The following is a 19,000-nucleotide window of genomic DNA, read 5'->3' as shown; positions in this document are numbered from 1 at the left end:
GCCCCACCCCAACCCCTCCCCTGAAGGGGAGGGGCAACGCATGAACGCGATCCGCACCACCTGCGCCTATTGCGGTGTCGGCTGCGGCATCCGCGCGACCGTCACCGGCGAGCGTGCCGTCAAGATCGAGGGCGATCCCGACCACCCCGCCAATCGCGGCAGGCTCTGTTCCAAGGGCACGCATCTGGGCGAGACGGTCGGCCTCGAAGGTCGCCTGCTCACCCCGATGATCGGCAAGCGCCGCGTGTCGTGGGACAAGGCGCTCGACCTGGTGGCGAAACGCTTCCGCGACACCATCGCGCAACATGGTCCCGACAGCGCCGCCTTCTACGTCTCCGGCCAGTTGCTGACCGAGGACTATTATGTCGCCAACAAGCTGATGAAGGGTTTTATCGGCTCGGCCAATATCGACACCAATTCGCGCCTGTGCATGTCGAGCGCGGTGGCGGGCCACACCCGCGCGTTCGGCGAGGACGTGGTGCCCGCGTCCTACGAAGATATCGACGCCGCCGACCTGATCGTCCTGGTCGGCAGCAACACCGCCTGGTGCCATCCCATCGTCTATCAGCGTATCCGCGCCCGGTGCGACGCAGGCGCCAAGCTGGTCGTCATCGACCCCCGCCGTACCGAGACGGCGGAGGAAGCCGACCTGCACCTGCCGCTGCGCCCCGGCAGCGATGTGGCGTTGATGAACGGCCTGCTCGCCTGGTGCCGCGAGGCGGGGGTGCTCGATGCCGCATTCCTCGCCGATCATCTGTCGGTTCCCGCCGATTTCTGGGAAGCGCTGGGCGAGGGCAGCGATCTCTGGTCGGTGGCGAAGACCTGCGACCTTCCCCCGGCCGATCTGCGCCGCTTCTACGAGCTGTTCGCCGCCACCCCGCGCACCGTCACGCTGTTCAGCCAGGGGGTGAACCAGTCGCTGAGCGGTACCGATCAGGTCAATGCGATCCTGAACGTCCATCTCGCGACGGGCCGCATCGGCAAGCTCGGCGCGCAGCCCTTTTCGATCACCGGCCAGCCGAACGCCATGGGTGGGCGCGAGGTCGGCGGGCTGGCCTCGACGCTGGCGGCGCATATGGATTTCGCCTCCGACAACCGCGCCCGTGTCCAGCGTTTCTGGGCCGCGCCGACCATCGCCGAAAAGCCCGGCCTGAAGGCCGTCGACCTGTTCCGCGCGGTCGGGGAGGGGCGGATCAAGGCGTTGTGGGTGATGGCGACCAACCCGGCCGTGTCGATGCCCGATGCCGGGAAAGTGCGCGAGGCGCTGGCCGCCTGTCCCTTCCTGGTGGTCAGCGACGTGATCGCCGACACCGACACGTCCGCCTTTGCCCATGTCCGCCTGCCCGCCGCCGCCTGGGGTGAGAAGGACGGGAGCGTCACTAATTCCGACCGAACGATCAGCCGCCAGCGCGCGCTGTTTCCGCTGCCCGGCGAGGCGAAGCCCGACTGGTGGATCGTCAAGGAAGTCGGCCGCCGCATGGGGTGGAAGACCGCCTTCGCCTATGACCGCCCCGCCGAAATCTGGCGCGAGCATTGCCGTCTGTCGGCCTATGAGAATGACGGCGCGCGCCTGTTCGCGCTGCCCGGCCTGTCGAGCGCGGGCAATGCCGATTATGATTCGATGACGCCGTTCCGCTGGGGTGGCATGCCCTTTGCCGATGGCCGTTTTTCGACTCCCGATGGTCGCGCGCGGCTGGTGACGGTGACGCGAAAGGCGATTTCGGGGGCGCTCGCCGCCTGGCCGCTGACGCTCAACACCGGTCGGTATCGCGACCAGTGGCACAGCATGACCCGCACCGGCCTGGCGCCCAAGCTGGCCCGTCACCGTGAGGAGCCTTTGGTGGAGGTGCATCCCGACGATGCCGCCGGGCTGGGCGTCGCCGATGGCGGGCTGGCGCGGGTGGCGACGCCGCAGGGGGAGAGCCTGTACCGCGTGCGCGTGACGGCGGCGCAGCGGCGGGGGGAGATCTTCACCCCGATCCACTGGACCGACCGCACCTCCAGCGGCGGGCGGACCGGCCTGCTGCCGCGTCCGCTGGTCGATCCGGTGTCGGGCCAGCCGGGCTTCAAGCAGACCCCGGCGCGGCTGGCGGCGGTGGCGACGCGGTGGCGCGGCTTCCTGATCCTCGCGGGCGAGCCGGTGCGTCATCCCGCCTGCCTCTGGGCCACGCGCGTCGCCATTCCGGCGGGCAGCCTGTGGGAGCTGGCGGGCAATGGCGACCCGGTGAAGCTGGAGGCGAGCCTGCCCGGCGGCGAGCGGATCGAGGCGATCGACGCCGCGCGCGGCACGCGGCGAATTGCGATCCTGTCGGGCGGTCGGCTGGTCGCCGCGCTGTTCGTGACCGAAAGCGGGGAATTGCCCAGCCGCGACTGGCTGATCGGCCAACTGGCCGAATCAGAGGCCGCACTCACCCTGCTCGCCGGGCGCGCGCCGGGCCAGCAGGCGGATCGCGGGGCGATCGTCTGCGCCTGTTTCGATATTGGGATGCGCACCATCGTCGCGGCGATCCGCGACCAGCGGCTGGCCGATGTCGCCGCGATCGGGGCCGCCCTGGGCGCGGGCACCAATTGCGGATCGTGCCGCCCCGCGCTCGCCCGCCTGCTCGCCGAGGAGAAAATCCATGCCGCATGACGAATTTCCCGCCGGTTCGGTCTGGCTGGTCGGGGCAGGGCCGGGCGATCCCGATCTGCTGACCCGCAAGGCCGAGCGGCTGATCGCGGCGGCGGATGTCGTCTTCTACGACGCACTGGTCGGCCCCGGCATCCTCGACCTGATTCCCCCCCGCGCCGAGCGGGTCAGCGTCGGTAAACGATCGGGCCGTCATTCCAGGGATCAGCGGACGATCGACGCGCTGATCGTCGCGGCAGCGCTGGAGGGCAGGCGCGTCGTCCGGCTGAAGGGCGGCGACCCGGCGATCTTCGGGCGGACGGCGGAGGAAGTGACCGCCTGCCGCGCGGCGGGGGTGCCGGTACGCATCTGCCCCGGCATCACCGCCGCCAGCGCCGCCGTCGCCTCGGCGGGAACCAGCCTGACGCTGCGCGGCGTGGCGCGTCGTCTGACCTTGGTGACGGCGCATGCCCAGGCGGGGGCGACGCTCGATCTTGACTGGCCAACGCTGGCCGCGACCGATTCGACGCTGGCCATCTATATGGGCCGTGCGGCGGCGGCGATCGTAGCCCAGCAACTGGTCGCCGCCGGGCGCAGCCCCGACACGCCGGTGCTGGTCGTGGTCAACGCCTCGCTGTCCAATGAGCGAATCATCCGGGGGCGGCTGTCCTCGCTCGCCTTTCTGGTCGAGGCGATCAGCGCGCACGATCCCGCCATGCTGATCGTCGGCGAAGCGGTCGAAGCCGATCCGGCTTTCGCACATGCACAATCCAGCCGGGCCCGCGATGGAATATTGATCGCCTGACCCGAAAGAGCGGCGCTTCGACTTCATAGGGGGAGGAGTGGGTGCGCCTCGGCGCCCATGGCGGCGGGAGAGGCCAAGACTTCGTCATCGCGCCGTCGCACGGTGACGTTGGTAGAAAGTCTTGGTTTTCCGCCAGTCCCGAGGCTTGGAAGCCTGGGGAAGGAATGGTGCCCAGAAGAGGACTCGAACCTCCACGACCTTGCGATCGCCAGCACCTGAAGCTGGTGCGTCTACCAATTCCGCCATCTGGGCACGGGGTAGGCCTGCGCCTTTAGGGTAGGGTTCGAATCCTTGTCAACGGCTTTTTTGCGAGGCAAAGGGGCGGTGCACAAAAAATCTGGCGAATAGGGACGGTCATGACGAACAAGCTGGTGACGCTGATCGGCGGCGGGGGCTTTCTGGGCCGCTATGTCGCACGCGAACTGATGCGGGACGGTACGCGCGTCCGGGTGGCGCAGCGCGATCCGCGCCAGGCCTATTTCCTGCGCACCCAAGGCGGGCTGGGCCAGACGCAGTTCGTGGCCGCCGATATCGCCCGGCCGGATACGGTCGCGCGTGCGGTCGAGGGGGCCGATGCGGTCGTCAATCTGGTCGGCGTGATGGGCGGCAACATGCAAGCCATCCACGTCGACGGCGCCCGCGCGGTCGCGGAAGCCGCTCGCAACGCCGGCGCCCGGGCGCTGGTCCATGTCTCGGCGATCGGCGCGGACGCGAATGGTGCGGCCGCCTATGCCCGGTCCAAGGGGCAGGGCGAAGACGCGGTGCGCGCGGCATTCCCGAACGCCACTATCCTGCGTCCCTCGATCGTGTTCGGGCGCGAGGATCAGTTCGTGAACCGCTTTGCGGGCATGATGGCCGCGCCGATCGTCCCGGTCCTGCGCGCGGGCGTGAAGTTCCAGCCGGTCTTTGCGGGCGATGTCGGCCAGGCGGTCGCCAACGCGCTGCGCGATCCCGAATCGCATGGGCACAAGACCTATGAGCTGGGCGGACCGGACGTGCTGTCGATGGGCGAGCTGCTCCGCTGGATCGCGCAGGCGCTGGGCCGCAAGCCCAACATCCTGGAACTGCCCGACTTTGCGGGGGCGTTGCTTGCGCGCCTGCCGGGCTCGCCGATCACCTGGGACCAGTGGCTGATGCTGCAGCAGGACAATGTCGCCGCCGCCGGTGCGCCGGGTCTGGCCGCACTGGGCATCGAGGCCGCCCCGCTGGCGACCGTCGCGCCCGAATATCTGATCCGTTTCCGCAAGGCGGGCCGGTTCGGGCGGCGCGCGGAGACGCTGGCGGCCTGACCGTCCCACCTTAACAGTCTTTATCATTTCGCCGACAGCCCTGTCGCCTTATGGCGGCGGGGCTGTCTTTGCTTGTGGGGACTCGTGTGAACGATCTGATTGCTGCCATCATCCTGGGGATTGTCGAGGGTGTCACCGAATTCCTGCCGGTGTCCTCCACCGGCCATCTGATCCTGGCGGGCGCGCTGCTCGGCTATGACGATGCACGGTGGCAGATGTTCAACATCGTCATCCAGCTGGGCGCGATCCTGGCGGTGGTCGTGCTCTATTGGCGGACCTTCTGGACGGTCATGGTCGGGCTGGCCAAGCGCGATCCCGGTTCGGTCCGTTTCGTGCGCAACCTGCTGATCGCCTTCATCCCCGCCGCCGTCATCGGCGTGCTGGCGAAGAAGCATATCGAGGCGCTGCTGCTCCAGCCCAAGGTCGTCGCGGTCGCGCTGATCGTCGGCGGCATCGCGATCCTGGTCATCGAGCGGGTGGTGAAGCCCGGCACGACGCGCGGCATCGCCGCCGTCCCCGCCAGGACCGCGCTGGGCGTCGGTTTCCTCCAGTGCCTGGCGATGATCCCCGGCGTCAGCCGGTCGGGTGCGACGATCCTGGGCGCACTGACCCTGGGCGTCGAGCGGCGCACGGCGGCGGAGTTCAGCTTCTTCCTCGCCATCCCCACCATGCTGGGGGCCAGCGTCGTCGAGACGGCGGGGCATCTGGACGCGATGCGCGCCGGGAACAGCGTCGGGCCGCTGGAGATCGCAGTCGGTTTCGTCGTCGCCTTTATCGTCGCGCTGCTCGTGGTGCGCTGGTTCGTCGGCATCGTCGGGCGTCACGGATTCGGGCCGTTCGCCTGGTACCGAATCGTCGCGGGCAGCATCGCGCTGGCCCTGCTGACCCTGCATTGATACCGGATCGGTCCTTATTTATTGCGGGTCTGTCGCAATAAAGCGATAGGGCGGCCCTCTTGCCGATTAAATAGGACGTGGTAACTGTCCTATATGTCGATTTCGAGGTGACATAGGGTCGTTCGCGCAATATCCGCATCTTCGGAGGCGCATATGGCGAACGATTCTATGCTGAAGTTTGTAGGCCGCGATCAGGCCTATCCGGCCAAGCGGGCCGCAGAGACCCGCGCGGAGGATTTCCGCGAGATCGCCGAGCGTTATGCGCCACCGGCGGCGGAGGATCAGGCGGGGCGCTGCTCGCAATGCGGTGTACCCTATTGCTCGGTCCACTGTCCGCTGCACAACCATATCCCCGACTGGCTGCGCCTGACCGCCGAGGGGCGGTTGCGCGAAGCCTATGAGTTGTCGAACAGCACCTCGACCATGCCAGAGATCTGCGGCCGCATCTGCCCGCAGGACCGGCTGTGCGAAGGGAATTGCGTCATCGAGTTCTCGGGCCACGGCGCGGTCACGATCGGCTCGGTCGAAAAGTTTATAACCGACACCGCCTGGGAAGAGGGCTGGGTCGAGCCGCTGGTCCCCGGACCCGCGCGCGGCCAGTCGGTCGCGGTGATCGGCGCGGGGCCTGCGGGGCTGACCGCGGCCGAATATCTGCGCGTCTCGGGTTACGAGGTCCATGTCTATGACCGGCACGACCGGGCGGGCGGGCTGCTGACCTATGGCATCCCCGGCTTCAAGCTGGAAAAGCCCGTCGTCATGCGCCGCGTCGAGCGGCTGAAGGCGGGCGGTATCGTCTTCCACGAAGGCTTTGCGGTCGGTGAGGACGCCACGCTGGAGGAACTGCGCCGTCGTCATGACGCGGTGCTGATCGCGACCGGCGTGTACAAGGCGCGCAATGTCGAGGTGGACGGTGCGGGCGCGAACGGCGTGATCGCCGCGCTCGACTATCTGACCGCGTCCAACCGCAAGAGCTTCGGCGACACGGTCGAGGCGTTCGAGGACGGCTCGCTCAACGCCGAGGGCAAGAATGTCGTCGTCATCGGCGGCGGCGATACCGCGATGGACTGCGTCCGCACCGCGATCCGCCAGGGCGCAAAGTCGGTGAAGTGCCTCTATCGCCGCGACCGGGCGAACATGCCGGGCTCGCAGCGTGAAGTGGCCAATGCCGAGGAGGAAGGCGCCGAGTTCGTCTGGCTCTCCGCGCCGCTCGGCTTCGAGGGCGGCGAGACGGTGACGGGCGTGCGCGCCGCTAAGATGCGCCTCGGTGCCCCCGACGCCAGCGGCCGCCGCGCACCGGAGGCCGAGCCGGGCGCCGACCATCTGCTGGAGGCGGACATGGTCATCAAGGCGCTGGGCTTCGACGCCGAGGACCTGCCCAGCCTGTTCGGCACCGCCGAGCTGGGCGTCAGTCGCTGGGGTACGGTGCTGGTCGATGGCCGCACGCTGATGACCAGCCTGGACGGCGTGTTTGCGGCGGGTGACATCGTGCGCGGCGCGAGCCTGGTGGTGTGGGCGATCCGCGACGGCCGCGATGTGGCCAAGGCGATGCACCAGTGGCTGAAGGCGCGGGCGAAGACGGCTGCGCGCGAGAAGGTGGCGGCGTGATGCGGATGCTCGCCCCGCTGGCCATGCTGCTGGCGACTCCCGCCGTCGCGCAGACCCCGCCCGCCGCCGATGCGGGCGGACGGATTGAAACGGCGCGGACGCTGGTCGGCAAGCTCAACATCAATCGAACGCTGGACTTCCAGTTCTCGGGTCTGATGCCGCTGGTGTCTGCCCAGATCGTGACCGCGATGCAGGCCGCACCCGACATTCCCCAGACGGTCAAGACCCGGCTGGCGACCCCGGAGGGGCAGCAGCAGGTCGGTGCGATCGCAACTGAGGAAATGATGGCGGCCTTTCGCGCGCGCTATCCGAGCATCACCGACGCGGTGGCCGAGGAATATCGCCGCAACTTTTCGGAAGACGAGCTGAAGGCGATCATCGCCTTTTACGACTCGCCCACCGGCAAGCGGCTGTTGGAACTGCAACCCCAGTTGCAGCAGCGACTGGCCGAGGCGGGCAAGGCGATGGGGCGAGAGGCTGGCATGGCCGCCTTCCCCAAGATCCGCGCGCGGGTCGAAGCGCTGGTCGCAGCGAAGAAGACGCCCTGACCGGGCACCGAAACAGACTGATTGAGATGACGGGGCTTGGCCGCATGACGACGCGGTAGCCCGGAGCGGAGAATGACGATGGACCAGCGCCAATATCTCGCCGAGCATGGCATGTACCGCCCCGAGTTCGAGGGTGATGCGTGCGGCGTCGGCATGGTCGCGGCCACCGACGGCCAGCCCTCGCGCCGGGTCGTCCAGTCAGCGATTGATGCGCTGAAGGCGGTTTGGCATCGCGGCGCGGTGGATGCGGACGGCAAGACCGGCGACGGTGCGGGCCTGCACGTCGATCTGCCGCACCGCTTCTTCGACGATGCGATCGCGGCGTCGGGGCACAAGGTGCTGCCCAACCGGCTCGCGGTCGGCATGATCTTCATGCCGCGCACCGATCTGGGCGCGCAGGAAACCTGCCGCACCATCGTCGAGAGCGTCATCATCGAGGCGGGCTATACCATCTATGGCTGGCGCCAGGTGCCGGTCGACGTGTCGGTCATCGGCATGAAGGCGCAGGCGACCCGGCCCGAGATCGAACAGATCATGATCGCCGGGCCGATGCCCGACGAGGTCGATGCCGCCGAGTTCGAAAAGAACCTCTATCTGATCCGCCGCCGCATCGAGAAGCGGGTGATCGCGGCGCAGATCAGCGGCTTCTATATCTGTTCGCTGTCCTGCCGTTCGATCATCTACAAGGGGCTGTTCCTCGCCGAAAGCCTGTCGGTTTTCTATCCCGACCTGCAGGACCACCGGTTCGAGAGCCGCGTGGCGATCTTCCACCAGCGTTATTCGACCAACACCTTCCCGCAATGGTGGCTGGCGCAGCCCTTCCGCTGTCTGGCGCATAATGGTGAGATCAACACGATCCGTGGCAACAAGAACTGGATGCTCAGCCACGAGATCCGGATGGCCTCGATCGCGTTCGGCGACAATTCGGAGGACATCAAGCCGGTGATCCCGGCGGGCGCGTCCGACACCGCCGCGCTTGACGCGGTGTTCGAAGCGATCTGCCGTTCGGGGCGCGACGCGCCGACCGCCAAGCTGATGCTGGTGCCCGAGGCGTGGCAGAAGGACCTCGACGCGCCCAAGGCGCATGCCGACATGTACCAGTATCTCGCCTCCGTGATGGAGCCGTGGGACGGTCCGGCCGCACTGGCGATGACCGATGGCCGCTGGGCGGTGGCGGGCATGGACCGCAACGCGCTGCGCCCGCTTCGCTATACGCTGACCGCCGACGGCCTGCTGATCGTCGGTTCGGAAAGCGGGATGGTCGTGGTGCCGGAGGCGACCGTCACCGCCAAGGGCCGGTTGGGGCCGGGGCAGATGATCGCCGTCGATCTGGCCGAGGGCAAGCTGTACGACGACCGGGCGATCAAGGACCAGATCTCGGGCGAGCAGGACTATGCCGCGATGATCGGCGAGTTCCTGACCATGGACCAGCTGCCCCAGCCGTCCGAAGACGAGGCGCTGGTGCGGATGCCCCGCGCGGAGATGCTGCGCCGTCAGGTCGCCGCCGGGCAGACCATGGAGGATATGGAGCTGATCCTGTCGCCCATGGCCGAGGGGGGCAAGGAAGCCATCGGCTCGATGGGCGACGACACGCCGCTGGCGGTCATCTCCGACAAGCCGCGTCTGATCAGCCAGTTCTTCCGCCAGAATTTCAGCCAGGTGACGAACCCGCCGATCGATTCCTTGCGCGAACGCTATGTGATGTCGCTCAAGACCCGGTTCGGCAATCTGGCGAACATCCTCGACACCGAGGACCGGCGCGAGCGCGTGCTGGTTCTGCCGTCCCCGGTCCTGACCGGCGCGGACTGGCACCGGTTGAAGGCGCATTTCGGCCGTTCGGCGGCGGAGATCGACTGCACCTTCGAGGCGGAGGGCGGTCCCGACCGGCTGCGCGCCGCGATCCAGCGCATCCGCAATCAGGCCGAACAGGCGGTGCGCGAGGGCCGGTCCGAGCTGTTCCTAACCGACGAGCATGTCTCCGAAGGCCGTGTCGCCATTGCGGGCGTGCTGGCGGCGGCGGCGGTGCATACGCATCTCGTCCGCCGGGGGCTGCGCAGCTATGCGTCGATCAACGTGCGTTCGGCCGAGTGCCTCGACACCCATTATTACGCGGTGCTGATCGGCGTCGGCGCGACCACGGTGAACGCCTATCTGGCCGAAGCCGCGATCGTCGACCGTCATGGCCGTGGGTTGTTCGGTGACATGAGCATCGAACAGTGCCTGACCAACCATCGCACCGCGATCGAGGACGGCCTGCTCAAGATCATGGCCAAGATGGGGATCGCGGTGATCTCCAGCTATCGTGGTGGCTACAACTTCGAGGCGGTCGGCCTGTCCCGCGCGCTGGTCAACGACCTGTTCCCGGGCATGCCCGCCAAAATCTCGGGCGAGGGTTACAACTCGCTCCATTACTCGGCGATGGTCCGTCACGAAGCGGCCTGGGACCAGCATGTCGCGACGCTGCCGATCGGCGGCTTCTATCGCCAGCGCGACGGCGGCGAGACGCATGCCTATTCGGCGCAGCTGATGCACCTGTTGCAGACGGCGGTCGCGACCGACAGCTATTCGACCTATCTGCAATTCGCCCGCGGCGTCGGCGATCTTCCGCCAGTCTATTTGCGCGATCTGCTCCAGTTCAACTTCCCGAACGAGGGCGTGGCCGTAGATCAGGTCGAGGCGATCACCGAAATCCGGAAGCGCTTCGTGACGCCGGGCATGTCGCTGGGTGCGCTCTCGCCCGAAGCGCATGAGACGCTGGCGATCGCGATGAACCGGATCGGCGCGAAGGCCGTGTCGGGCGAGGGCGGCGAGGACAAGCTGCGCTACCAGCCCTATGACAATGGCGACAACGCCAACTCGACGATCAAGCAGATCGCGAGCGGTCGTTTCGGCGTGACGGCGGAATATCTGAACGCCTGCGACGAGATCGAGATCAAGGTCGCGCAGGGCGCCAAGCCCGGCGAGGGTGGGCAGCTGCCCGGCTTCAAGGTGACCGAGTTCATCGCCAAGCTTCGCCATGCGACGCCGGGCGTGACGCTGATCTCGCCGCCGCCGCACCACGACATCTACTCGATCGAGGATCTCGCGCAGCTCATCTACGACTGCAAGCAGATCAACCCGCGGGCGCGAGTCTGCGTGAAGCTGGTGTCGTCCGCTGGTATCGGCACGGTCGCGGCGGGCGTGGCCAAGGCGCATGCCGACGTCATCCTGGTGTCGGGCCATGTCGGCGGCACCGGCGCCTCTCCCCAGACCTCGATCAAATATGCCGGGACCCCGTGGGAAATGGGCCTGTCGGAGGTCAACCAGACGCTGACCCTCAACGGCCTGCGCGGACGGATCCGCCTGCGTGCCGATGGTGGCCTGAAGACCGGGCGCGACATCGTGATCGCGGCGATCCTGGGTGCGGAAGAGTTCGGCATCGGCACGCTCAGCCTCGTGGCGATGGGCTGCATCATGGTGCGCCAGTGCCATAGCAACACCTGCCCGGTCGGCGTCTGCGTGCAGGACGAGCGGCTTCGTGCCAAGTTCACCGGCACGCCGGAAAAGGTCATCAACCTGATGACCTTCATCGCCGAGGAAGTCCGCGACATCCTGGCGCGCCTGGGCGTGCGCTCGCTGGACGAGGTGATCGGGCGGACTGAGCTGCTGCGCCAGGTCAGCCGCGGCGCGGAACATCTCGACGATCTCGACCTCAATCCGGTGCTCGCCAAGGTCGATGCGACTGATGCCGAGCGACGGTTCAGCCTGTCGACCTTCCGCAACGAAGTGCCCGACAGCCTGGATGCGCAGATCATCAAGGATGCCGCCGCCGTCTTCTCGCGCGGCGAGAAGATGCAGCTGACCTATTCGGTGCGCAACACGCACCGCGCGGTCGGCACGCGGCTGTCGTCCGAGATCACCCGCACGTTCGGGATGAGCAAGCTGGCCGACGGGCATGTCACCGTGCGGCTGCGCGGGAGCGCGGGCCAGTCGCTGGGCGCGTTCCTTTGCAAGGGCATCACGCTGGAAGTGTTCGGCGACGCCAACGACTATGTCGGCAAGGGCCTGTCGGGCGGCACCATCATCGTGCGCCCGGCGGTCAGCTCGCCGCTGGCCAGCCAGAAGAACACGATCATCGGCAACACGGTGCTTTACGGTGCGACCTCGGGCCGTCTGTTCGCGGCGGGCCAGGCGGGCGAGCGTTTCGCGGTCCGCAACTCGGGCGCGATCGTGGTGGTCGAGGGCTGCGGCGCGAATGGCTGCGAGTATATGACCGGCGGCACCGCCGTGGTGCTGGGTGAGGTCGGCGCCAATTTCGGTGCGGGCATGACCGGCGGCATGGCCTTCATCTACGATCCCGAAGAGCGTTTCGCGCGTCGCGCCAACCCTGAAAACATCGTGTGGCAGCGCCTCGCCTCCGCGCATTGGGAGGGCGTGCTGCGCGGCCTGGTCGAGGAACATGCCGCGCGCACCGACAGCAAGTGGTCGAAGGGCCTGCTGGAGGATTGGGACCGGGTGGCCGGGCATTTCTGGCAGGTCTGCCCGAAGGAAATGCTGACCCGCCTGGCGCATCCGCTCGACGACAGCGTCGAGGCGGTGGCGGCGGAGTAAGGCAAAAATCCTCCCCGCTCGCGGGGAGGTGGCATCGCGTGCGCGATGACGGAGGGGGGCCGCCGCAAGGAACGTACCTCGCGGGGAGCCCCCTCCACCATGCTTCGCATGGTCCCCCTCCCCGTGCCGGGGAGGATTGGGAATATCCCACCATCCGTTCAGCCTGAACGGAGCGGGGGCATGTGGGCGCGCAGGCTCAAACCCATGACATCCCCGTCACCGCATTAACCCAGATCACGGAACCGTTGCGTCACCGTGACGGTTACGCCGCGATGGAAAAGGGGGAAGCAGCATGACCATCGATCGCCAGAAGATCGAACGCGGGGGATTCATCCTGTTCCTCGCGCTGATCACCATCGGGATGCTGGCGGTGGTGTCGGGCTTTCTCGCGGCGCTGCTCTGGGCGGGGCTGGCGGCGATCCTGTTCCGGTCGCTGTTCCAGTGGCTGCTGACCAAAACCGGCGGGCGGCGCAATCTGGCGGCCGGGCTGACCATGTTGATCATCACCTTTGCCGTGGTCGTGCCGACCCTGCTGATCGGCAGCATGGTCGTCGACCAGGCGTCGGGCGTGTATCTGAAGGTGCGCAGCGGCCAAATCGATTTCGCGCAATATTTCCAGCAGGTCCGCGATGCGCTGCCCACGCGGCTGCGTCAGGCGATGGACAATTGGGGCATCGACAGCGTCGAGGGGTTGCAGGCCCGTATCTCGCGCACGCTGAGCAGCAGCGTCAGCCAGATCGCGTCCCAGGCCCTGTCGATCGGCCGCAACGCCTTTGCCTTCGCACTGGCATTCGGCGTCGGGCTGTATGTCGCCTTCTTCCTGATCCGTGATGGCGAGCGACTGGGGCCTGCGTTCGTCCGCGCGCTGCCGCTCGACCGCGACGTGGCGAAGCGGCTGGTCGATACCTTCGTCGCGGTGGTGCGCGCCACCATCAAGGGCTCGGTCATCGTCGGGCTGGTGCAGGGTGCGCTGGGGGCGATCACCTTCTGGATCGTCGGGGTGCCGGCGGCTCTGCTTTGGGGCGTGCTGATGGCGATCGCGGCGCTGCTGCCTGCCATCGGTCCGGCGATCATCTGGGGGCCGGTGGCCATCTATCTGCTCGCGACCGGCGCGATCTGGCAGGGGGCGGTGGTCGTCGCCTCGGGTGTGCTGGTCATCGGGCTGGCCGACAATATCCTGCGGCCCATCCTGGTCGGGCGCGACACCGGGCTGCCCGACTGGATCGTGCTGCTGACGACGCTGGGCGGCATCGACCTGCTGGGGCTGAGCGGCATCGTCGTCGGTCCGGTCGTCGCCGCGCTGTTCCTGGCGGGGTGGCGCATCCTCAGCGAGCAACGCGGCGTCGCACCGCCGGAAGGCGAGGCGGCATAAGGGCGCTGGCCCATATCGGACCGACCCTGCCCCCAAAGCCGATTTGCGCTGCAACATCACGCTGCCTATGGTTTGCGACAAAAGGCGGACCGGCCGGGGGGATCGGCCGGATGATGGGGTAGCGAAATGCGACTGCGATTGGGGGCCTGGAACATGACGGCCGGGCTCGCCTGTGCGCTGGCCGGATGCAGCGGCGGCGGTGATGTCGCGCGCCAGGCCGGGGCCAGCGGAGCCTCGATCGAACTGCCCGTCCCTGCGCCGTCTCCGAGCAAGACGGTCGCCCGACCCGAGAGCCTGCCCGGCGCGGTCGCGGCCGATGCCGGTGCCAGCCCGACCACCATCGGTTTCCCCCAGGGCGGCGGGGGCCTGAACAGCGAGGCCAAGGCGATGCTCGACCGGCTGGCCGCCGACCCGATGGTGCGCGGCGGCAACCTGACCCTGCGCGGCCATTCGGACAGCGAGGGTGACGACGAGGCCAACCGCATCATGTCGCGCAAACGGGCCGAGGCGGTGCGCGACTATCTGGCGCGTAAAGGTCTGGATCGAAGCCGGATGCGCGTGATCGCCTTGGGCGAAACCCGCCCAGTCGCGCCCAACGCCAAACCGGATGGCAGCGACGACAGCGAGGGCCGCGCGCGCAACCGCAGAGTCGAGATCGACGTCGATCGCGGTGGCTGATCGAAGCGGTGCGAGCGATTGCCGACCCGGCAGCCGGATCGTAAGGCCATGCCATGGCCAAGGGTGATCGACTGGCGCGGCTCGACGCGCATCGCGAAGACATGGAAGGCGAGTATCGCGAGGCGCTGATCGCCGCGCTGCGGACCACGGCGGCGGGCAAATGGGGGCTGTTCGATCATCGCAAGGATCGGGTGGCTCGTGCGGCGGCGGCGCCGGTGGTGGCGCAGCTGACCGAGATGGGCGAGGATATCGACGAAGCCCGGCAGCAACTCGGCCTGCCGCCCTTCGCGCTCCATGCGGAGTTCCTCGCCTCGCGCGGCCCTGTCGGGCCGGAGGCGGTGGGGGAACCGAAACAGGCGCAGGCGTGGCTCGATCGTCTGGCGGCGGAGGGGTAAAGCTCGTTCCTCCCCTGCAAGGGGAGGGGGACCATGCGCAGCATGGTGGAGGGGGATCGCCTCATGGGTCGAGCTGTATGGAAGCCCCCCTCCGTCAGGGCTTCGCCCTGCCACCTCCCCGTACCGGGGAGGATAATGCTACGCTGCCTGCAACGCCTCGACGGCGACCGCCGCGATGTCGTCACTCAGCTGGTCGACCCGCGCCGGATCGGCGTCCCAGGCGAACATGAACCGTGCGCCGCCGCCGATGAAGGTGTAGAAACGCCAGCCGCGCGCCCGCAGGCCGTCGAGCACGGCGGGCGGCGCGCTGAGGAACACCGCGTTCGCCTCGACCGGGAACATCGGCGCGATGCCGGGCAGTCCCGCGACCCGCGCCGCCAGCCGCTGTGCGCAGGCATTGGCATGGGCGGCATTGGTCAGCCATGCGCCGGTGTCGAGCATCCCGATCCACGGTGCCGCGAGGTAGCGCATCTTGGACGCCAGCTGCCCCGCCTGTTTGCAGCGATAGTCGAAATCCTCGGCCAGCACGGGATCGAAGAACAGGATCGCCTCGCCGACCGCCATGCCGTTCTTGGTGCCGCCGAAGCAGAGGACATCGACGCCCGCGCGCCACGTCATGTCGGCGGGCGAACAGCCCAGCGCCGCACAGGCATTGGCGAAGCGCGCCCCGTCCATGTGCAGCCGCAGGCCCAGCTCGCGGCACACCGCCGACAGCGCGTGGATTTCGGCCAGCGTATAGACCTGCCCCGTCTCGGTCGGCTGGGTGATCGTCACCGCGCGCGGTTTCGGAAAGTGGATGTCCGACCGGCCGGTGGCGAGGGCGCGCACCGCGTCGGGGGTCAGCTTGCCGTCCTCGGTTTGCGCGACCAGCAGCTTCGATCCGTTGGAGAAGAATTCGGGCGCGCCGCACTCGTCGGTCTCGACATGCGCGGAGGCCGAGCAGATGACGCTGTGATAGCTCTGGCAGAGCGCGGCCAGCGCCAGCGAATTGGCCGCCGTGCCGTTGAACGCGAAGAAGACCTCGCACTTGGTCTGGAACAGGGTGCGGAACGCATCCGCCGCGCGGTCGGTATACGGGTCTTCGCCATAGGCCGGGACATAGCCCTGATTGGCCTCGGCCATCGCGGCCCAGGCTTCGGGACAGATGCCCGCATAATTGTCGCTGGCGAACTGCTGAGGAATGACCGCGCTCATCACAAATCCTTCGTACCTATGACGAGTCGGATGAGGAAAGTGGCGGTTCGTCCCGTTATTGCCGGTTCGGCCACATCCCTCTCCATCTGGAAAGGCACCACCTTGCCGGGAGGCAGGTTGGTGCCGGGCGAAGGCCCGACTCTTGATGCTGGCGCGGCCTTTAGCGGCGGGCGGCCCGGTCCGCAAGGGTGGCGGTCGCCGCATGCGCCATCTTTCGACCCTCGAAGCATTGCGTATCGCGTCCGAAAAGTGGAAGCGTAAACGTTATGAACATCAGGACCTCGCGCCGCGGTAGCAGCGCTCCCACGATCAGCGATGTCGCGCGCGCCGCCGGTGTGTCGCTGATGACCGTCTCGCGCGTCATCAACAACGAGGCCAATGTCCGCCCCGCCACCCGCGAAAAGGTGGAGGCGGCGATCGCGCAGCTGAACTACGCGCCCAACCCGGCGGCGCGCAGCCTGGCGGGCGCGGCGCAGATCCGCATCGGCATGCTCTACAGCAATCCCAGCCAGGGGTTCCTCAGCGAATTCCTGCTCGGCACGCTGGACCAGGCGTCGCGGCTGGACGTGCAGATGGTCGTCGAGAAATGCGAGATCGGCGACCATGAGGTCGAGGTCGCGCGCCATCTGATCGCGGGCGGGATCGACGGCGTGATCCTGCCGCCGCCGCTGTGCGAGGCGGAACCCGTCCTGGCCCTGCTGCGCGAGGCGCGGGTGCCCGCCGTGGTCGTGGCGACCGGCGTGGCGCCGCAGGAAATGCCCGAATCGGCGATGGCGGTGCAGATCGACGACCGCGCGGCGGCCGAGGAGATGACGCGTCATGTCATGACCCTGGGCCACCGTCGCATCGGTTTCATCTGCGGCAATCCCAACCTGACCGCCAGCGCCCGCCGTTACGAGGGGTTCCGCGCCGCACTCGAGGCCGTGGGCGTGCCGTTCGACGAGGAACTGGTCGCGCCCGGCCTCTATACCTATCGCTCGGGTCTGGACGCGGCGGAGCGGCTGCTCGATCTGGCCGAACCGCCGACCGCGATCCTGGCGTCGAACGACGACATGGCCGCAGCGACGGTGGCCGTGGCGCATCGCCGGGGCCTGGACGTGCCGAGCGACCTGACCGTCTGCGGCTTCGACGACACCACGCTGTCCACGACGATCTGGCCCGAGCTGACCACCATTCACCAGCCGATCGCCGACATGGCGCGCGCGGCGGTGGAGATGATGGCCACGGTCATCCGCCAGAAAAACGCCGAGCCTCCCGCGCACCGCATGCTGGATTACAGCCTGATCCGGCGTCAGTCGGACGCCGCGCCGCGGCGCAGGCCGCGCGGAATCTGATGGCGGGTCGCGAAGCGGGACGAACCGTGCGCGCACCCGCTTGACGGCGCGATGTTTTAAGATAGCGTTACCATTATGGCTGGCCGTGAATCGCGCCGGTGACAGGACATTGCCGTGCGGATAGGCCAAGACGCCACGCACGGATCAGGAGAGGGCCGGAAGTGACCGACACAAGGGGATTGGACGCCGCGCGCGTCAATCATGGTTTCATCGCCGCGATCGTCGTTGTCGCGACCATCGGCGGTTTCATGTTCGGCTATGACTCGGGCGTCATCAACGGCACCCAGAAGGGGCTGGAGGCCGCATTCGACCTCGGCCGTCTGGGCGTGGGCGTCAATGTCGGCGCGATCCTGGTCGGCTCGGCGATCGGTGCGTTCGGGGCGGGGCGCATGGCCGACGCGATCGGCCGCCGCAACGTCATGATGCTGGCCGCCGGCCTCTTCCTGGTCAGCGCGTTGCTGGCGGGGGCGGCGGGCAGCTCGGCGATCTTCATCCTGGCGCGCATCATCGGTGGCCTGGGTGTCGGTGCGGCGAGCGTCATCTCGCCCGTCTATATCTCCGAAGTGACCCCGGCCTCGATTCGCGGCCGACTGTCGAGCGTGCAGCAGGTGATGATCATCACCGGCCTGACCGGCGCATTCGTCGCGAACTTCGCGCTCGCCCGTTACGCCGGTGGCTCGACCGCCGAATTCTGGCTGGGCTTCCCCGCCTGGCGCTGGATGTTCTGGCTTCAGGCGATCCCGGCGGCGATCTATTTCGCCGCGCTGTCGATCATCCCGGAAAGCCCGCGCTTCCTGGTCGCCAAGGGCCGCGATGCCGAGGCGCACACCGTCCTGACCAAGCTGTTCGGCGAGGCCGAAGCGACCCGCAAGGTGGCCGATATCCGCCGCTCGCTGGCCGCCGACCAGCACAAGCCCAAGCTGTCCGACCTGGTCGACAAGACGACCGGCAAGATTCGCCCCATCCTGTGGGCGGGAATTGGCCTGGCCGTCTTCCAGCAGCTCGTCGGCATCAACGTCGTCTTCTATTACGGTGCGACCTTGTGGGAAGCGGTCGGCTTCTCGGAAGATTATGCGCTGCAGACCAACATCCTGTCGGGCGTGCTGTCGATCGCGGCCTGCCTGTTCACCATCGCAACCGTCGACAAGATCGGCCGCAAGCCGCTGCTGCTGATCGGTTCGGCGGGCATGGCAGTGACGCTGGCGATCGTCGCCTATGCCTTCTCGACCGCCGTCACCGGCGCGAACGGCGCGGTGTCGCTGCCCGGCAACAACGGCGTGATCGCGCTGGTCGCGGCGAACCTCTACGTCATCTTCTTCAATGCCAGCTGGGGCCCGGTCATGTGGGTCATGCTGGGCGAGATGTTCCCGAACCAGATTCGTGGGTCGGGCCTGGCGGTCTCGGGCTTTGCCCAGTGGATCGCCAACGCAGCCATCTCGGTCAGCTTCCCCGCGCTCGCCGTGTCGCCGGGCCTGAGCGTGACCTATTTCGGCTATGCCTTCTTCGCGGCGGTGTCGTTCTTCTTCGTCCGCGCCATGGTCAACGAGACGCGCGGTCGCGAATTGGAAGACATGGCGGGCTGATAGAGGAATAGTCCCCGAGCCTGACAGGCCCGCTTCCCCATGGGAGGCGGGCTTTTCTTTTGAGCTATGCTGTTGGCTTCTCCCCCCGCTCAGGCTGAACGGA

13 protein-coding genes, 1 tRNA gene and 1 riboswitch are annotated in these 19,000 nt (G+C 67.7%); of the genes, 12 read left to right on the top strand and 2 right to left on the bottom strand.

The window, feature by feature from the left end:
* The first annotated feature begins 40 nt into the window (after positions 1-40).
* Together NS355_RS05330 and cobA are read left to right on the top strand one after the other, a co-directional pair.
* Entirely contained in the window at positions 41-2,632 is a 2,592-nt protein-coding gene (locus NS355_RS05330) for a nitrate reductase (protein WP_084787557.1), read from the top strand.
* Positions 2,622-3,413 (top strand): uroporphyrinogen-III C-methyltransferase, encoded by a 792-nt coding sequence (gene cobA, locus NS355_RS05325; protein WP_058744754.1) that lies wholly within the window; start codon positions 2,622-2,624, stop codon positions 3,411-3,413. The genes NS355_RS05330 and cobA overlap by 11 nt, the downstream gene beginning before the upstream one ends.
* A gap of 165 nt (positions 3,414-3,578) precedes the next feature.
* Here cobA and NS355_RS05320 read toward each other — a convergent pair.
* Positions 3,579-3,665: transfer RNA gene (locus NS355_RS05320), tRNA-Leu, on the bottom strand.
* 104 nt (positions 3,666-3,769) lie between these two features.
* On the opposite strand from NS355_RS05320, the gene NS355_RS05315 reads away from it, so the two are divergent.
* The 8 genes from NS355_RS05315 (at position 3,770) to NS355_RS05280 (ending at position 14,786) form a co-directional block, all read left to right on the top strand.
* Positions 3,770-4,702 carry a complex I NDUFA9 subunit family protein gene (locus NS355_RS05315; RefSeq protein WP_058744753.1) on the top strand — a complete coding sequence of 311 codons (933 nt, stop codon included), beginning with the start codon at positions 3,770-3,772 and terminating at the stop codon, positions 4,700-4,702.
* 86 nt (positions 4,703-4,788) lie between these two features.
* Positions 4,789-5,598, top strand: coding sequence for an undecaprenyl-diphosphate phosphatase (locus NS355_RS05310; RefSeq protein WP_244489565.1), 810 nt, complete (start codon positions 4,789-4,791; stop codon positions 5,596-5,598).
* A 153-nt stretch (positions 5,599-5,751) separates the two neighbouring features.
* Entirely contained in the window at positions 5,752-7,203 is a 1,452-nt protein-coding gene (locus NS355_RS05305) for an NAD(P)-dependent oxidoreductase (RefSeq protein WP_058744751.1), read from the top strand.
* Entirely contained in the window at positions 7,203-7,751 is a 549-nt protein-coding gene (locus NS355_RS05300) for a DUF2059 domain-containing protein (protein WP_167345404.1), read from the top strand. The genes NS355_RS05305 and NS355_RS05300 overlap by 1 nt, the downstream gene beginning before the upstream one ends.
* A gap of 72 nt (positions 7,752-7,823) precedes the next feature.
* Positions 7,824-12,341 carry a glutamate synthase large subunit gene (gene gltB, locus NS355_RS05295; RefSeq protein WP_153008066.1) on the top strand — a complete coding sequence of 1,506 codons (4,518 nt, stop codon included), beginning with the start codon at positions 7,824-7,826 and terminating at the stop codon, positions 12,339-12,341.
* 292 nt (positions 12,342-12,633) lie between these two features.
* On the top strand, positions 12,634-13,713 hold the full coding sequence (locus NS355_RS05290) for an AI-2E family transporter (RefSeq protein WP_058744749.1): 1,080 nt from the start codon (positions 12,634-12,636) through the stop codon (positions 13,711-13,713).
* A 126-nt stretch (positions 13,714-13,839) separates the two neighbouring features.
* The gene (locus NS355_RS05285) at positions 13,840-14,391 is read left to right on the top strand and encodes an OmpA family protein (RefSeq protein ID WP_084787555.1); all 552 of its coding nucleotides are present in this window, start codon (positions 13,840-13,842) and stop codon (positions 14,389-14,391) included.
* Between the two features lie 53 nt (positions 14,392-14,444).
* Positions 14,445-14,786: a hypothetical protein gene (locus tag NS355_RS05280; protein WP_058744747.1), complete on the top strand. Its 342-nt coding sequence runs from the start codon at positions 14,445-14,447 to the stop codon at positions 14,784-14,786.
* Positions 14,787-14,924: 138 nt separating this feature from the next.
* Here NS355_RS05280 and NS355_RS05275 read toward each other — a convergent pair whose 3' ends face one another.
* Positions 14,925-15,980 carry a threonine aldolase family protein gene (locus NS355_RS05275; RefSeq protein ID WP_058744746.1) on the bottom strand — a complete coding sequence of 352 codons (1,056 nt, stop codon included), beginning with the start codon at positions 15,978-15,980 and terminating at the stop codon, positions 14,925-14,927.
* Between the two features lie 44 nt (positions 15,981-16,024).
* Positions 16,025-16,134, bottom strand: a riboswitch (SAM-I-IV-variant riboswitch).
* Between the two features lie 112 nt (positions 16,135-16,246).
* Here NS355_RS05275 and NS355_RS05270 point away from each other — a divergent pair.
* On the top strand, positions 16,247-17,314 hold the full coding sequence (locus NS355_RS05270; RefSeq protein WP_058744745.1) for a LacI family DNA-binding transcriptional regulator: 1,068 nt from the start codon (positions 16,247-16,249) through the stop codon (positions 17,312-17,314).
* A gap of 161 nt (positions 17,315-17,475) precedes the next feature.
* Positions 17,476-18,897: a sugar porter family MFS transporter gene (locus NS355_RS05265; RefSeq protein WP_058744744.1), complete on the top strand. Its 1,422-nt coding sequence runs from the start codon at positions 17,476-17,478 to the stop codon at positions 18,895-18,897.
* Positions 18,898-19,000 lie beyond the last annotated feature (103 nt).

This window comes from Sphingomonas yabuuchiae, from assembly GCF_001477495.1.
In the GTDB taxonomy this organism is placed as follows: domain Bacteria; phylum Pseudomonadota; class Alphaproteobacteria; order Sphingomonadales; family Sphingomonadaceae; genus Sphingomonas; species Sphingomonas yabuuchiae_A.
This window is presented reverse-complemented; position numbering and strand designations above follow the sequence as displayed.

Bases quoted from the DNA above. Each gene is read 5' to 3' on its own strand.
- NS355_RS05330 (WP_084787557.1), top strand. From the start codon at position 41: ATGAACGCGATCCGCACCACCTGCGCCTATTGCGGTGTCGGCTGCGGC.
- cobA (WP_058744754.1), top strand. From the start codon at position 2,622: ATGCCGCATGACGAATTTCCCGCCGGTTCGGTCTGGCTGGTCGGGGCA.
- NS355_RS05315 (WP_058744753.1), top strand. From the start codon at position 3,770: ATGACGAACAAGCTGGTGACGCTGATCGGCGGCGGGGGCTTTCTGGGC.
- NS355_RS05305 (WP_058744751.1), top strand. From the start codon at position 5,752: ATGGCGAACGATTCTATGCTGAAGTTTGTAGGCCGCGATCAGGCCTAT.
- NS355_RS05300 (WP_167345404.1), top strand. From the start codon at position 7,203: ATGCGGATGCTCGCCCCGCTGGCCATGCTGCTGGCGACTCCCGCCGTC.
- gltB (WP_153008066.1), top strand. From the start codon at position 7,824: ATGACGATGGACCAGCGCCAATATCTCGCCGAGCATGGCATGTACCGC.
- NS355_RS05290 (WP_058744749.1), top strand. From the start codon at position 12,634: ATGACCATCGATCGCCAGAAGATCGAACGCGGGGGATTCATCCTGTTC.
- NS355_RS05285 (WP_084787555.1), top strand. From the start codon at position 13,840: ATGCGACTGCGATTGGGGGCCTGGAACATGACGGCCGGGCTCGCCTGT.
- NS355_RS05280 (WP_058744747.1), top strand. From the start codon at position 14,445: ATGGCCAAGGGTGATCGACTGGCGCGGCTCGACGCGCATCGCGAAGAC.
- NS355_RS05275 (WP_058744746.1), bottom strand. From the start codon at position 15,980: ATGAGCGCGGTCATTCCTCAGCAGTTCGCCAGCGACAATTATGCGGGC.
- NS355_RS05270 (WP_058744745.1), top strand. From the start codon at position 16,247: ATGAACATCAGGACCTCGCGCCGCGGTAGCAGCGCTCCCACGATCAGC.